This window comes from Mycobacterium sp. 3519A (genome assembly GCF_900240945.1).
In the GTDB taxonomy this organism is placed as follows: Bacteria; Actinomycetota; Actinomycetes; order Mycobacteriales; family Mycobacteriaceae; genus Mycobacterium.
Genome location: NZ_OESG01000013.1, coordinates 490043 through 504065, shown reverse-complemented (window position 1 = coordinate 504065; position 14023 = coordinate 490043). Strand labels below are relative to the sequence as shown.

The 14023-nt window shown below is 59.1% G+C and carries 11 protein-coding genes; 2 read left to right on the top strand and 9 right to left on the bottom strand.

Annotation, left to right across the window (positions count from 1 at the left end; all coding sequences use genetic code 11):
• Positions 1 to 10: 10 nt before the first annotated feature.
• The 6 genes from C1A30_RS10265 to C1A30_RS10240 are packed head-to-tail and all read right to left on the bottom strand — an operon-like array spanning position 11 to position 6327.
• The gene (locus C1A30_RS10265; protein WP_142392588.1) at positions 11 to 1066 is read right to left on the bottom strand and encodes a hypothetical protein; all 1056 of its coding nucleotides are present in this window, start codon (positions 1064 to 1066) and stop codon (positions 11 to 13) included.
• Positions 1012 to 1959: a glycosyltransferase gene (locus C1A30_RS10260; protein ID WP_160112728.1), complete on the bottom strand. Its 948-nt coding sequence runs from the start codon at positions 1957 to 1959 to the stop codon at positions 1012 to 1014. Before C1A30_RS10260 ends, C1A30_RS10265 begins: the two co-directional genes overlap by 55 nt.
• Before the next feature lie 32 nt (positions 1960 to 1991).
• On the bottom strand, positions 1992 to 3227 hold the full coding sequence (locus C1A30_RS10255) for an aminotransferase class I/II-fold pyridoxal phosphate-dependent enzyme (protein WP_235009811.1): 1236 nt from the start codon (positions 3225 to 3227) through the stop codon (positions 1992 to 1994).
• Complete coding sequence (locus C1A30_RS10250) at positions 3227 to 4183, bottom strand: GNAT family N-acetyltransferase (protein ID WP_142392587.1); 957 nt, start codon at positions 4181 to 4183, stop codon at positions 3227 to 3229. Before C1A30_RS10250 ends, C1A30_RS10255 begins: the two co-directional genes overlap by 1 nt.
• Positions 4176 to 5492: an ABC transporter ATP-binding protein gene (locus C1A30_RS10245; protein ID WP_101948159.1), complete on the bottom strand. Its 1317-nt coding sequence runs from the start codon at positions 5490 to 5492 to the stop codon at positions 4176 to 4178. Before C1A30_RS10245 ends, C1A30_RS10250 begins: the two co-directional genes overlap by 8 nt.
• Entirely contained in the window at positions 5482 to 6327 is an 846-nt protein-coding gene (locus tag C1A30_RS10240; protein WP_101948157.1) for an ABC transporter permease, read from the bottom strand. The genes C1A30_RS10245 and C1A30_RS10240 overlap by 11 nt, the downstream gene beginning before the upstream one ends.
• A gap of 442 nt (positions 6328 to 6769) precedes the next feature.
• Between C1A30_RS10240 and C1A30_RS10235 the strand changes: the two genes are divergently transcribed.
• The gene (locus C1A30_RS10235; protein WP_160112727.1) at positions 6770 to 7663 is read left to right on the top strand and encodes a glycosyltransferase family A protein; all 894 of its coding nucleotides are present in this window, start codon (positions 6770 to 6772) and stop codon (positions 7661 to 7663) included.
• Between the two features lie 249 nt (positions 7664 to 7912).
• Here the strand turns inward: C1A30_RS10235 and C1A30_RS10230 are convergent, their stop codons facing one another.
• Positions 7913 to 9397: an oligosaccharide repeat unit polymerase gene (locus tag C1A30_RS10230; RefSeq protein WP_142392586.1), complete on the bottom strand. Its 1485-nt coding sequence runs from the start codon at positions 9395 to 9397 to the stop codon at positions 7913 to 7915.
• A 191-nt stretch (positions 9398 to 9588) separates the two neighbouring features.
• Here C1A30_RS10230 and C1A30_RS10225 point away from each other — a divergent pair, with 191 nt between their 5' ends.
• Positions 9589 to 10566 carry a glycosyltransferase family 2 protein gene (locus C1A30_RS10225; protein WP_142392585.1) on the top strand — a complete coding sequence of 326 codons (978 nt, stop codon included), beginning with the start codon at positions 9589 to 9591 and terminating at the stop codon, positions 10564 to 10566.
• 127 nt (positions 10567 to 10693) lie between these two features.
• Here C1A30_RS10225 and C1A30_RS10220 read toward each other — a convergent pair whose 3' ends face one another.
• Positions 10694 to 11896 (bottom strand): hypothetical protein, encoded by a 1203-nt coding sequence (locus tag C1A30_RS10220; protein ID WP_101948148.1) that lies wholly within the window; start codon positions 11894 to 11896, stop codon positions 10694 to 10696.
• Positions 11897 to 12568: 672 nt separating this feature from the next.
• On the bottom strand, positions 12569 to 13807 hold the full coding sequence (locus C1A30_RS10215) for a putative sugar O-methyltransferase (RefSeq protein ID WP_160112726.1): 1239 nt from the start codon (positions 13805 to 13807) through the stop codon (positions 12569 to 12571).
• Between the last annotated feature and the right edge of the window lie 216 nt (positions 13808 to 14023).

Below are 14023 nucleotides of genomic sequence, written 5' to 3'. Positions count from 1 at the left end.
GTTTCCTTAGTCACATCCGCGCGGGTAAATGATAAGCCGGGAAATAGCCACTGCGATCGCGCGGATTCTTCCCCACGCGTCGGACGAGTACGGCATAAGTGTCGGGCCGATACACCTCTTTAAGTGCACCGGACGGGAGACGCTTTGCGCCGAATCTCTCCTTGAACAACGCGATCCCATCTCCACGCCGGACACCACCTCCAAAGTTCAGGCGCGGCACGCGGTACTGCATCAACTTCATCGCACCAGCCCACATCAGGGGCGCAGCGTACGTGTCTGCTCCTGGCCGAGAGAAGCCAAATAAGGCTTCGGCACAGTAGGGCGTGTACGCGTAGAGGTGGACTGCAGCGATTTCCCCGTCAGAGCCTTCGACTCCGATGAGAAAAACACTGTCGAGCCCGAGCAATTCATTCCAGGTTGCACCAGAAAATCTGTAGGTGGGCGACGCTTTCCTACTACGCAGGAAAATATCGATCCCACTTCGAAACGAGGCCGCAAGGCGGTCCTGATCCTCGACGAGACGTGCTGGCCCGTCAATGAATGCCTGCAATTGCCGACGCCGGTTCCTCGATAGTGCACCGCGGAGAGCAGCTTCGCCGCGGTCGAGTTCTAAGACGAACACATCATTATCCACTGAATAATCAGGCGATTCGCGACAGAACGCGGGCATCAGTTCTGCATGAAGCCCGAGGTAAGCGCAGACATACTCCCGGTCTCGCGCCGTCCTCTGCCAGTCCGCAAGCATGTCTGGCCCCACACGCTCGCCGACAATTCCGCCGAATCCGTATGGGGTGACCACGTCCAGATAGCCGCCAAAACTTCTCTCAGCGATTGCGCATACCGCGCGCCTCGCTCCCTTCTGCCATGTATAGAGAAAAGTAGGCCAGTTAGTGGTCAGGTGCATTGCGTGGCAGCTGGCCCATGTATGGGCGAAAGCATGAGGAAGTCCGCGTAGAGCCTCTTCCCAGTCATCCTTTGCTTCGAGCGGGATGAATCGCTCGCGCGCTGCCATCATCGAATCGCTTTGAGGCCTCGGCGTAGCCTGAAACGTCTCGTCGTCGACCACCACAACAACAGGCGTCGCCGCTCACCCTGGCCGGGGCGCAGAGAGTGCCGGGTCACTGGAGAAACCCGAAAGCTCTCGCTCAAAAGTTTTCGGGCCTCAGCGTAATCACCCCGTAGAACGCGCTCGTGCGCCAAGTCAACCAACGCGCGCGACAATCGCCGGCGGCGGAACTGCTCGCCACCTGTCACGACGCCGGTCATGCCGTGAAGAAAGTCGACCATGACGGTCTTGCGCTCAAGCGACGACTGGGCGGAGTACATGCCGCCGGAATGAATCCTGTATGCCCCGAGGATATTTGGAAGATAATCAATGCGGCCGTGTTCGGCTGCCATGAAGTACAAGGGCCAGTCTCCCCACGGGAGGCGGAAGTACCAGGCGGGCAGAGGGTCCAGAACTTCTCGGCGAAACATCGGGCTGCACGATGCAATCGGATTGTCTGCGAAAAGTTCCTCGATCCCTACGTGGGGCGACTGTTTCGGCGAGTTGAAGTAGTCACTGCACGACTCGTCGTCCTCCACCACGTTCACCACGTTGTGGAAGCACATCACGCAGAGTCTCTCCGCGTCCAGGTGATCCGCCTGGAGGCGCAACTTGTCGGGAGAAGTCCAATAGTCGTCGCCGTCCATCTGTGCGATGTAATTGCCTTGGGAACGCGTGATCAGTTCCGCATACAATCGTTTACCGGCACCGCCCATGTTCCGCTCCGGATAGAAAGTCTTGATCCGACCGGGGTGACAGTGGACGTATTCATCTATGATCGAACGGGTTTCGTCTGTGGAGCAGTCATCCCCAACAAGAATTTCAACAGAATCCACGCCGCGTTGGTCGAGAGCGCTATCAAGCGCAGACGCGACGTAGCGTGCGTGGTTGTAAGTTTGGATCAAAACGCTCACTCGCACGGGGGAACGGCGGGCTGATGTCATTCCTAATCGCATGCCGAGCTCCGTCGCGTCGAGAGGGCTCGCTTCAACGCCGGTGCTTCCCTAACAGCACGCCGAATGACTCCGGCGATCGTTACGGCATCCTTCGGCGTGATCCCCGTCCCAGTTGGAAGGGTGAGAACTCGTGCCGCCAGCCAATCCGTTTCCGGCAGGCTGCGGCCCGAAGCTTCGTGTTCCGCGCGGTAGGGGTCGAGTCGGTGGCAGCCGGGATAGAAATACCGGCGGGCAAGAACATTCTCCGCCCACAGTACGTCACGAAGTTCGTCGCGGCTTAAGCCGGCATCGTCATCGACCTCAACGACGACGTAGTGCCGGGCCGTCGCATCGACGTCGTCATATGGAATGAGGCCGATGCCCGGAATGCCTTCCAACACTTCGCGATACACCGCGAAGTTGCGGTGGTTGGCAGCGACGAACCGGTCACGCGACTCGAGCGAGGTGAGACCCATTGCAGCCGCGACTTCGCTCATCTTCCCGTTGATTCCGAGGGTGTCGACCTGGTCATAGTCCGAGAAGCCGAAGTTCCTAACGAGGCGGGCTCGATCTGCAAGAGCGTCGTCGTCGGTAACTATCGCACCACCTTCGAAGGCGTTGACCAACTTCGTCGCGTGGAAGCTGAACACCTCGGCCCGACCGAAGCCGCCGATCTTTCGGCCGCGGAACTCTGATCCGAACGCATGCGCGGCGTCGAACAGCAGACTCAGCCGTCGCCGGTCAGCGATCTCGCTTAACGCGTCCACGTCGCATGGCCGGCCCCAGACATGTACGCCGAGGATTCCGGTGGTGCGAGGTGTAACCAATCGTTCGACCTGTTTCGCGTCGATGTTGTGAGTCGATGGATCGATGTCACAGAAGACCGGCGTTATGCCCCGCCACTTCAGCGCGTGGGCAGTCGCTACAAAGGTGAACGGCGTCGTAATGACCTCGCCTCGCAGCCCCGCGGCCTCGATGGCGATCTCCAGCGCAACGGTGCCGCTGGATGTGGCGACGCAGTGACGTACACCGACGACTGCCGCGACAGCCCGCTCGAACTCCTCGACGAGGGGACCGTTATTTGTGAGGAGATGTCGGTCGAGCAATCCGTCGATTCTCCGCATCAACTCTCGGCGGTCGCCGATGTTGGGCCGGCCAACATGTCGGGGTTCGGCGAATCGCGGCCGTGCGCCGAGCATAGCAAACTCCATCGCTGAAGTCCCACTGCCTGATTGCTCGTCCATCATCAGCCCACTCCGCAGGCGGTATCGCCGGTGGGCGCTCCAGAATGTGATTCGGGTGAGCGGTACGCCGGAAACCAATCGGTAGCGGCGCGCCGGCCGCGGCTAAGAGTGCTGTACGTCGGGCGATCAAATATTCGACCGCACAGGTAAGCGGGTCGCTCGGCGTTCGCCCAGCCCTGTTTGAAACGGATGAGGCCTGCCCCGTCGCGACCATCTGCGGCCGCACCACCGAAGTCAACAACCCGAGCCCCACGCGATTTCAGGTAGTCGAGGGCGGCCGCAAAGACTGCGTAAGAGGCCCCGACCTCGTAGCCCGCGGATGCCGAGGCGCCGAGGTGGTAGTAGCCCTTGTCACCGTCAATCAGCCAAAGTGCCATGCTCACCGTCTCGGCTCCTCGGCGGGCCAGCACAGCGAACATGCCCGGCACCTGAAGCTGTTGACGAAAAGATGTAAAGGAGAAAGCGTGGATCCCGGTTAGCCGGTGCCGCGTCGACAACTCGGCATAGAGACGTACCCATTCGTCGAGGTGGTCGATTGGGTTTGGGCAGACGTGAATATCCACAGACTGCTCCGCCCGGCGCAGCTGGCGACGATGGTGTATCGGCAGACTTAAACGTGCCCCCAGCTCAAGGATGAAGTGTTGCTTCATTGCGATAACACGGTCTGGGAACGCGCGGCGGAGGGTTGGAAGATCCGCGTCGGCGATTGGATCCACGACCACTACGAGGCTCACAAATGTGCTATTTAAATTTTCGAGATCATCGGGGAGCGAAGACCACCCCGTGCAGCTGAAGAGTGGATAAGGCCCCATCAGGTCCATGTACCGGGTGCCCGGGACCGGACGCTCGAGGACCCAGCCGTGACTTCTCGGAAGTTCGAGGGGCAGGCCGAATTCCGCCAAGGAGGCGACGTAGGCAGGGTCCGCGTAGGCAAGCCCGCTCTCACTCAGCTCAGTCACGGGCTGCCCCACAGGCGGGATCGGATTCAAGTAATTGCTCAGTCTCCCAAGCTAATTGGGGCCGCACCGCCCCTTCCCACTCGCCGAACCATCCATCCCGACTTGCACTCACGTCACGAACGTCGAAAACAAGCAAGTCGTCGACCTGGTAGATCAGGTAGTTACCGTCACCGATCACCATCAGTTCGATGCGGTGCATGCCATCGTTGAGGAGGTCTGCGGGGATATGGCAGGTATCGCGATACAAGCCGGTCGGAAACGGCCGGCCCTGCCATACCCGCTCCAGATAAGGAAGAGCGTTGAAGATCTTGATGCCCTGCTCGTTGTACACGTGGAGACTTAGGTTGAGCAGAGCCCCGTCGCGGAAGTTCCAGTACTCAATCTCAACTGCGATGGGGGTATGGACGTCAATCGAATCAGCCGCCGACCCGCCCTCGGGACGCACTGCCGCTCGCCGAAGCCGGACAAAGTCGTTACCGGGAGCCGAGTTGATGTCCGGCCAAAATCTTTCACTCAGAGCCGAAAAGGACGTAGACAAGTAGCGAGACACAACTTCGGAACTAGGGCCATCTGCGACACAGCGACCTCCTTCTAACCAGATCGACCGCCGGCACAATGCCTCGATCGCCGCCATGTTGTGAGAGACGAACAGGACCGTGCGGCCGCTGTTAGCTGCATCCCCCATTCTCCCCATGCATTTCCTCTGGAACTCGGCATCGCCGACGGCTAGTACCTCATCGACGATGAGGATGTCGCTCTGCAGAAAGGCGGCAACGGCGAAGGCCAATCGTGCACGCATGCCCGTGGAGTAGCGCTTCACCGGAGTATCCACGAAGAGTTGAACTCCAGCAAAGTCGATGATGTCGTCCATGCTTGCGCGAATCTCGCTTTTCCGCATCCCCAGAAGAGCTCCGTTGAGCAGGATGTTCTCCTTGCCGGTGAGCTCGGGATGAAATCCGGTTCCAACCTCCAGAAGGGCGCCGGCGCGGCCGTAGACGACGGCCTCTCCCTCGCTCGGCTCGGTGATGCGGGAGAGGATCTTGAGCAGCGTGGTTTTCCCGGCCCCGTTGCGTCCAATGATGCCGAGTGCTTCTCCCTGCGATACCGAGAAGGTGACGTCGCGCAGCGCCCAAAAGGATCCCGTCTGCCGAGTTGGCCCCTGCGGAGCTCCTCGTAATCGCTTGAGGGGGCGGCTTATTCGCCTACCAATTACATCCCGCAGGGCTTGGTAGGACTCCCGCTCCCCTAGCTGATACCGCTTGCCGAGGCCCCTCACCTGTAGGGCGATGTCCCGCCCGTTAGACGGCATCCGCGAACGACCTCTCCATGCGGCGGAAGTAGATGAGACCTCCGGCAAAGAGCACGACCACGACCGTCACCGAAACGAACATGGCTATCCCCGGCATCTCGGGGTTGCCTAAGAGCGCCCATCGGAAGCCGTCGACAACGCCGACCATCGGATTGAGACCGTAGATCAAACGCCAGGGTTCCGGGACCAACGACGACGGGTAAGCTACCGGAGAAGCGAACAGCCACAGGGAAACCAGGAATGGCAGGGTGTACCGCACGTCGCGATAGCGCACGTTGAGGGCTGACAGCCACAGCGAGACCGCGAGCGCTGTTATCGCTGCAAAAGCGACAAGCAGGGGAATCATCAGTACGGCGGTCGTCGGGGTGATGCCGTATGCAAGTAAGAGCCCGACTAACACAACGAAGGCGATCGCAACGTCCACGAGACCCGCGAGTACTGCAGCTGTCGGCACAAGAAGACGTGGGAAATATACCTTCGTCAGGATTTCCTCCTCATCCACCAGGCTGTTGCTGGCCTGCGTTACGGCGTTTGCGAAGAATGTCCACGGCACGAGAGCAACGTAGGCAAAGACGGGGTACGGGTGGTCGCCGGAAGGTATTCCTCCCAGTCGTCCAAAGAAGATGCTGAACACGACCATCGTGAGGAGCGGCTGAAGGATCGCCCAGGCCGCACCGAGGGCAGTCTGCTTATAGCGCACCTTTATGTCGCGCCACGTCAAGAAGTAGAGAACGTCGCGGTATGCCCACAGATCCTTCCAACCGATGGCGATGGAGCCGCAAGACGGCCGTATGTGCGTCCGTGGACGCACCGAAGCAGCCGGAGTTGCGCTCACCGCGTGCTGCAGCCGACGAGAAAGAGCCTGACCCGGAATGGCTTCACGCTCCTGTGATTTGACAAGACAAGCAGCCTCCCTCGGACTTGCCAGCCGGGGTTCGATTCGATCCCTTCGAGCGGCAATTCTCCCCGTATCTCACTCTAGAAGGAGCCGGTTTCCGAAGACTACGAGCAAACGATCGGACGCCGTCATACACGCGCCCGCATTGTGGGACCCGTCGACATCCCTTCACGGGTCCATCACGTGTCATGTCGTAGATCCCGTGGGCGCTAGCTGGTAACCGCGCCCTCGGCCGACGAGCACAGAACACTAACGCCCCAGCTCGCACACTCGGTGGTCACAGCTCAAAACACCGTCCGGAGGAGATCGGGATGCTCGCTGTCTGCCGAGTTTGCTTGTTCCTGCTACCGATTATCTGCAGACTGGCGTGGTGCCACTCGTGTCGGTCGTGCTCATCTTTCTGAATCAGGAGCGCTTCATCGAAGAGGCGGTGCAGAGCGTTCGAAGCCAGACGTTGACAAACTGGGAATTGATCCTCGTGGATGACGGTTCTACCGACCGCAGCACGACAATCGCTCGCGGACTGGCTGCCAAAGATGAGCGGATTCACTACATCGACCATGTTCGGCACGAGAACCAAGGGATGAGCGCCTCACGGAACCTGGGCGTGGCACACGCCACTTCGCCGTACCTCGCATTTCTCGATGCGGACGATGTATGGGTTTCTTGTAAGTTGGCCGAGCAGGTGGAACTACTCGACAGTAATCCAGAAGTGGCGATGGTTTATGGAGCGATGCTGTATTGGCGTAGCTGGAATCCATCAGCAAGCAGGCTGGATAATTTGGTTCTCACCGCGGGACTAGCTGATCGACGCCTCGACCCGCCGGAAGGGGCGCTGGCGGTGAAACCGCTTGGCTGCGGACCAACTGGTGGCATGGACGTGCTCGTGCGACGAAGTGCCTTCGATGCGGTGGGCGGCTTCGAAGAGCGGTTCCGCGGATTGTTCGAGGATCAGGCCTTCTTCCTCAAGGTGTCGCTGCGCTTCCCGATATACATCTCGTCACGCAATTGGCTGCTTTATCGTCAGCACGGTGGTTCATATAATGCGCAGATCAAACCCCGTGAATACTGGCGTCAACGTGGTATCTTCTTGGACTGGTTGGAGGAAGACGATCAGCGAATCGCAGATAGCCGTGTTGAAGCAGCGTTTCGGCGCGCCCGTCGCCAATTCATTTACCGGCGGTTGGCTGCCCCGCTGCAAGAGGTGTTTCTCCGACTACCCGAAAAGTATCGGGAACGCGTGAAGCGCGCACTGGGGATAGCATCCCAGTGATCACGAACGCCAGCCGCTCTTACCGTGGTTTAGCCGGCGCCCTCGCTAACCGCTGATCGCCCCGGAACCGGCACATGAGTTACGCGCATCGGCCGCACTAGGTGTAGCGCTGATAATTAAATAAGTATTCGATGCGCCGCTGTGGCGTGCCTCGAATCCAACGTTTCAAATTTTCTCTCTCGCCATGCCCCGCGTGCAATGGTTGCGCGAACAGACGCCTGGGTGCGGCCACGGCTTAGGACCGCAAAGCTATAGCGTCCTATACGTCGGCAGTTCCAATGCCAACTCGGTCGGCGCATCGTCCTGGCCTTCGCTTGCCGACGGACCTTCCCTCAGGGCGATAAGCACCAACCCAACGATTGTCAAGAAGACGGGTGCTTGTGACCCCAACGGCCCGCGCACGATCCCGAGCATCGCCATCGCCAACATCGGCACCATGGCTGCCCCCCGACTCCCCGGGGCGAGTTGCCACGTACTGTCGGACCGTCCCAAGAGAATCGCTCCGACGAGCACGATGGCGATCATAGGAAGCAGACCGAACTCGACATATAACTCGGCGTTGACAGGTAACGATAGATTTGTGAATACATAGCCGCGGAATGCTGCGACGTCTTGAGACGCAGGAAACGCTTTGCCAGTCCATAGAGACCGGGGGATGACAAAGAAGATCGCGGCGAGCGCGTAGCGCCCGAATGAGTGTCCGTGAGCTTGCGTGAACGCGATTGCGTTGACGATTTGCTGGAACCCGTCGAAGTCAGGGGTCGCAAACGCTTCGGCTCCCGCAACAAGAGTCATCTTGTCGGTTCGGAACACATTCGCTAACGGGTACGCAACCAGAGTGGCGCATAGGATGATGGCGGCCAGCCAAAGCCCGGCCTTTCCGCTTCGTGGAATGAACCAGATCAACGCGAGAGAACCGACGGCGAAGATGAATTGAAATCGTGAGCTGGCCAACGGGTTTGCGTGGACGACCAGCAGCGCCGCGCCAATCACGAAGCCTAAGAGGTGAAGCGCCGGAACACGATTCCACGAGTTCGTACGGGCCTCCGTCAAGAGGCGGAAGAGGAACAAGTAGCAGGCGGCGATGGAGAGGGCGGTCGGCAGCAGGCCGACCAACGCCAGCGATGCCCCACCGCTTTCTGCCAAAGTAATACCCGCCGCGTTCAATTCGTCTGCCCTGGTGTTCCTATCGGTAAATAGCCCGCTCCAACCTCCGGCTGCTTCTACCGCCCCAGGAGTAAGCGCGGCTGCCGCCGAGAGATAGACCCAAGGCAGGACCATTCGGACTTGGGCGCGCACTGGGGGGGAGGACATCCCAACTCGACATCGTGCCGCGCCCATGTGAAATCCCACCAGCATGGCGAGCACAAAGCACAAATTCAGCACAAGGGCGAAGTACAAATTGCTTGCGTTGGTCTCATACATGAGTGCGGAGTCCAACGAAGCCGCCTTCTGCTTCGCCATCTGGTAAATCGGCGCAACACCAAGGTAAGGTAATGCGAATCCGAATGTGACGGCCTGGATGGGGCGCACGCGTGGGAAGACCCCTGAGACGAACCCGTACAAACTGGCTAAGACGACGGCGGCCGCGAGAGCGGCACGTTCGAGTGGAATCTGCGTTAGCCACGGCCCAACTAACGCGGCCGCGACGAGGGCCCCTGCGGCCATCAAGGCCAATTTGGATCCCGCTGCGGCCTCCGGTGCGTTCCTTAACGGACGATCCAGTCGCTGCATGGAGCTTCAGGCTACCGGAGGACACACCAGCAACGTCGTCTGTTGAGCTACTAAAGGCTCACCAAACCACCGCTGGTTACTCGCGTCGCCTTCTGGGTACTCCTGTGCCGATATATGATCGGCCACCTATCCGCGGTGGCCGAGTGCGTGGGTTCCGCCAAGAGCTACATCACTTTCGGAAGTGATTGCATGTGACTAGCAAATCATTCGACGAGGGAGATCCGCCGCTTGTCGATGTCGTCATGGTCACCCACGGCCGCGCTGATTTAGTCCGCAGAAGCTTAGAAACGCTGTTGGCAAGTTCTCCCGACGGAGTCCTGCGAATTACGGTGGTGGACAATGACTCTCCCGATGACACACCAGAAGTTGTGACTCATGAATTTCCTCAGGTACGCCTTATCCGCAGAACTGACAATCCTGGGTTCGCTGTAGCAAATAATCAGGCCTTGGCCCTTACAACAGCTCCTTTTGTTCTCTTGTTGAATCCTGACACCGAAACCCGTTGGCCGATCATTAACCACCTGGTCGACCAGCTTGAGAGCGACGCTTCTATTGGAATGATAGGCTGCCGTCTGCTGTTGGAAGACGGGTCGTTCGATCACGCGGCCAAGAGACGGATCCCTAGCCCACTACAAGCGCTCCAATATTTCGTCTCGCAGGCTTTCGGACGGAGAAACGGCAATTACGTGGCAAATGATGTCGCAGAGACCGCTGTAGGAGACGTGGACGCACTGAATGGGGCATTCATGCTTGTTAGGCGGTCGGCGCTCTGTGCTGTCGGTGGTCTGGATGAAAACTATTGGATGTATGGCGAAGATTTAGATTGGAGTGTTAGGTATCGCCGCGCCGGATGGCGCGTCGTCTACGATGGCCGTGTAACCGCACTCCATGTAAAAGGCGGCAGTTCAGGCAAGAGGCGAAGCCTCAAATTAAACTACCATTTTCACCGAAGCATGGCAATATTTTACAGGAAGCACATCGCCCCTTCGAATCCACAGTTGTTGAATTTCTTTATCACGTTAGCCATTTGGGGACGGTTTGTTTTGGTCCAGATGATAACCTTGGTACTCAACTCCATCACGAGAATAGCGGCACTGAGGAGCGCTCTATTTGGGGCGCTAGGTGTGGTTCGCTCCAAGCGACTTCGCAGTTCCCATTTAAGGCGGTGAGCGGGGCATCTCCGAGCGCGCCAAGTTTCGGTGCCAGCGCAGATGTTTTTCACGTCAACTGACTTTGGCGGTGGGTGAGCGCCTAGGAAACACGGTTGTTTCCCTCATTCACCAATTTACAACCTGATCAACCAGTTTCAAACTTTCCGCAATCGCGCGGTCGGAGCCGCTGCATGACCAGCAATGCCAGAGTCGCGAACGTCATTTCAATGCCCACAGCGGCCATGCCGGCGCCGAAAAGGCCCGCCAACATGCAGCCGATGACGGCCAAGGCCAAGGCGACGACGTTGACGACAATATTGACCATCACCCAGACACGCTTCGGCCACAAGACCAGCAGCCGGGCCACGAGGAAGTAGTTACCAGACTTCAATACAAACGTAATCAATAGCAATCCAAACACCGGCACGACGTCCAGCTCAACCCCCGTGAACGCCTCTAGTAGGCCCCGCAAAATGTACGCGGCAAGCGCAAGGACGGCGCCCAAGGTCAGAAAACCTCCGTAAACGCGCCGCCACGACGAGGCCCACTTCCGCAGCCGGGGCATCACCTGCAGAAAGAACGTACTGGGAATCAATTCCATTGACTGCACGATGCGGGTCGAGGCGGCGAGCAGCGCGGCCGAGTGCAGCGGCAGCATGGCGCTGCCGACGAGCACCGCCATTTGTGAATACCCGGCGCTGAGTGCCCCTGCGACCCCGGTCGTCAGGATCTCCCGCGTCATCCCAGCAGGAGCGGGTTGACCTCGCGGTAGCCGCCGTGCGACCCACTTGGTGACCAAAAACAGTCCCACCAGACCAGGCAATGGGAGCGCCAACATAACCAATAGCGACTCTTGCAGTATCCCGACGGCCAGCACCGCCACCTTGGCGGCACCGAGGGCTAGGTCGAGGAGTCCATAGGCACCGTCGCGGCCGAGAACAAGCAGTGGCGCCTTCGCTGTCCGAGTCAAGCTGTCGACGGCGAGATTGAGGGCGAGTGCAACCAGCAGCATAACGGCGGTCGCGCCCGCTTTTCCGGAAACGATAAGGGTAAAGGTCACACCGATGCTCAGACCCACCCCTATGGTGATGCCTTGCAGGACCAGCGATCTGCCCAGAACGCTACGGGTCAACGCATTGCGATCGATGCCAAGTACGTACAGCGTTGCCCCAGAGTCACTGAGCATCGCGAAGGCCGCGAGCAGACCGAAGCCCGTCAACAGGAGGCTGCGGATGTCAACCGGGGACCGAGCGAGAAGCGCCAGAATCAACAACTGCGACCCCCGCAGCAGTGCGATGCCGACGTTCGGCGCAAGAATCCGCGCAAGCCGCCTGATCGACAAGCTCACAAAAGCATCCAGCGGGAACTCATATCCGGGCCGGCGCAGTAAGCCCGCCGGAGGCGGGCAACGGTACTTCAGCCGCCGCTAGATGGCAGAGCTTGTACAAGAAGTTGAGGATCGTGTGCCCCAGCGTGTATCGGGCGACGAGGGCGACGCCTTCCCGGTCGTCAGTAGAGTGTGATGTTTCTCGTTTCCTGGCGACACGCACTTCCGCATTGCGCTCAGGCCCCACATTCCTGGGGGTCTGCGCGATCTGAATGTGCGGTAATCCCGCATCACGGGACGGCCGCTGAATTTCGACACTGGCACCGACGGCCGAAGAAGCGCAATGACAGCGGCAGCAAACCGATATACCGAAACCACGAATGTTAGCTAGAGGCGGACTTACACGCAAAATGTGTCCCTTCCAGGCATTCAAACCGGAAGGACGGAGCCGGCTCTTTGCAGGTGACGAGCGCGGCCAAACGAAGTACCGACTCATGGTTTCTGCTCTCTGGCCTAATGCCTTAAATCGTCGTCGAGGATGAAGACTAGCTCAACTTAGTATTTCACGGGTGGGTGGTCCGTTGAGGTCGTCGCGGTGCGTTGGCCGTTACCATTAGTCGAGGAAGACGCTGGCCGAGAGCAACATAATGCCCGGCAATCTCGACCGCCCGACAATTCGTCTTCGCCATCCGCTTAGCCTTCCACGGTCGCACGGACGCATTGCGGGATTCTCTCGTAGAGGTATTCGTACTGCACATAAGCTCGGTCCTCGGGCAATCCATGAACGCGCGGCTTCTTGAATATTCGCTTGAACGTGCCAGGATCCGGAACAAGCTTTGATCCAATGACGTTCCTCGACCTTGTGCCGTCCGGGTTCTTAAAATCGAATTCGACATCGTGATTGTCGTGGAGGAAATAGCGCCGGCATGCTCGCTCGATGACTGATAGGTAGGCCCGTGATGATTCGGCATCCATCTCTGAGAAGCTGCAAGAATTGTAAAAGAGGTCCACGGATGCATCGGGCAACTGCGTAATGGCGTAGTGCGGAAAAATGCCGATGTCGTATTCTTCGTCGGGGGCAACAGAGACTGGCCCCTCACCAAACAGCCGTACACGGCACTCAGGCAACGCCGACAACAGGAAGTACGAACTGAGTACCGCGACCTCCGGGATGTCGAACACGACATACTTGGCGATCCGCCCACCGCCGATCTTAACGGCTTGATACGGCTGACCGCCGAGTCCGGCACCTACCTCAGCGCAGACGGCACCACGCACGTCGCACAGCAGCTCGCGCATCTCGATGGCGTGATACGCATGCCTGAGGGTTTCGATTGAGACGACTTTGCCGTCAAGCATGACGCCGACCTGATTGCCGACGTTCGGGAAGGCGACGTCCGCAGGATCGAACCCTAGCCCTAGGAGCTTGTCGCGGTATGCACTCCAAACATACTTGATGTAGAAATGGCCAAGGGGTGAACGGTAGCGGACGTAGTTGTCGTACCCGCCCATGCCTGCTGCGCACCGCTCTCGGAATAGATTTTCTAGCAGCCGCCCGAGGGCCGTAGGGTCGTCGTCCTCGAGTGCCGCGATGAGAGTCTCATAATGAACTGAGATCCATTCGGCCCAAAGCCCCCGGATCGCGAACGGCGGCGCTGCATCGCGTTGAGCAAGCTTCGCGGCTTTGTAAGCGGCAACGATCCGCACGAGGTGTTCGGGTTTGCTTCGATGATGATTCTGCTCGGCGCGGTGGTCGGCGAATCCATCCTTAACGTTCAATCTTCGGTCCGCCCTTGGTAGCTGGGCGTAGCCGGCAAGTACCTCGAGAGGCCGCCTTGCGTTGATCGCTAAGAACCGGCTAGTGCGTTCCATCAACGATTCGCTGGCCCGCGCTTCGCGCACCTTCCTGAAGTAAAGAGCGATACGGTTCACAAAGTGGTCCCATCCCCGAGAAGCATCACAACTTACTAACAGAATTCTTGCACTTCCGTCCAACCGTCTGAAATTTGCCGCCCATCGCGGCGTCATTCACGCGCGGCCTGCTCGTTGACCACCGGCCCCCCGTGACTGCTCAGCTGCATGCCCCCAACCGCTCCGGTAAAGCGGTGAGGACGAGACTTGCGAGCAACAATACGCGTGGTCTGCGGC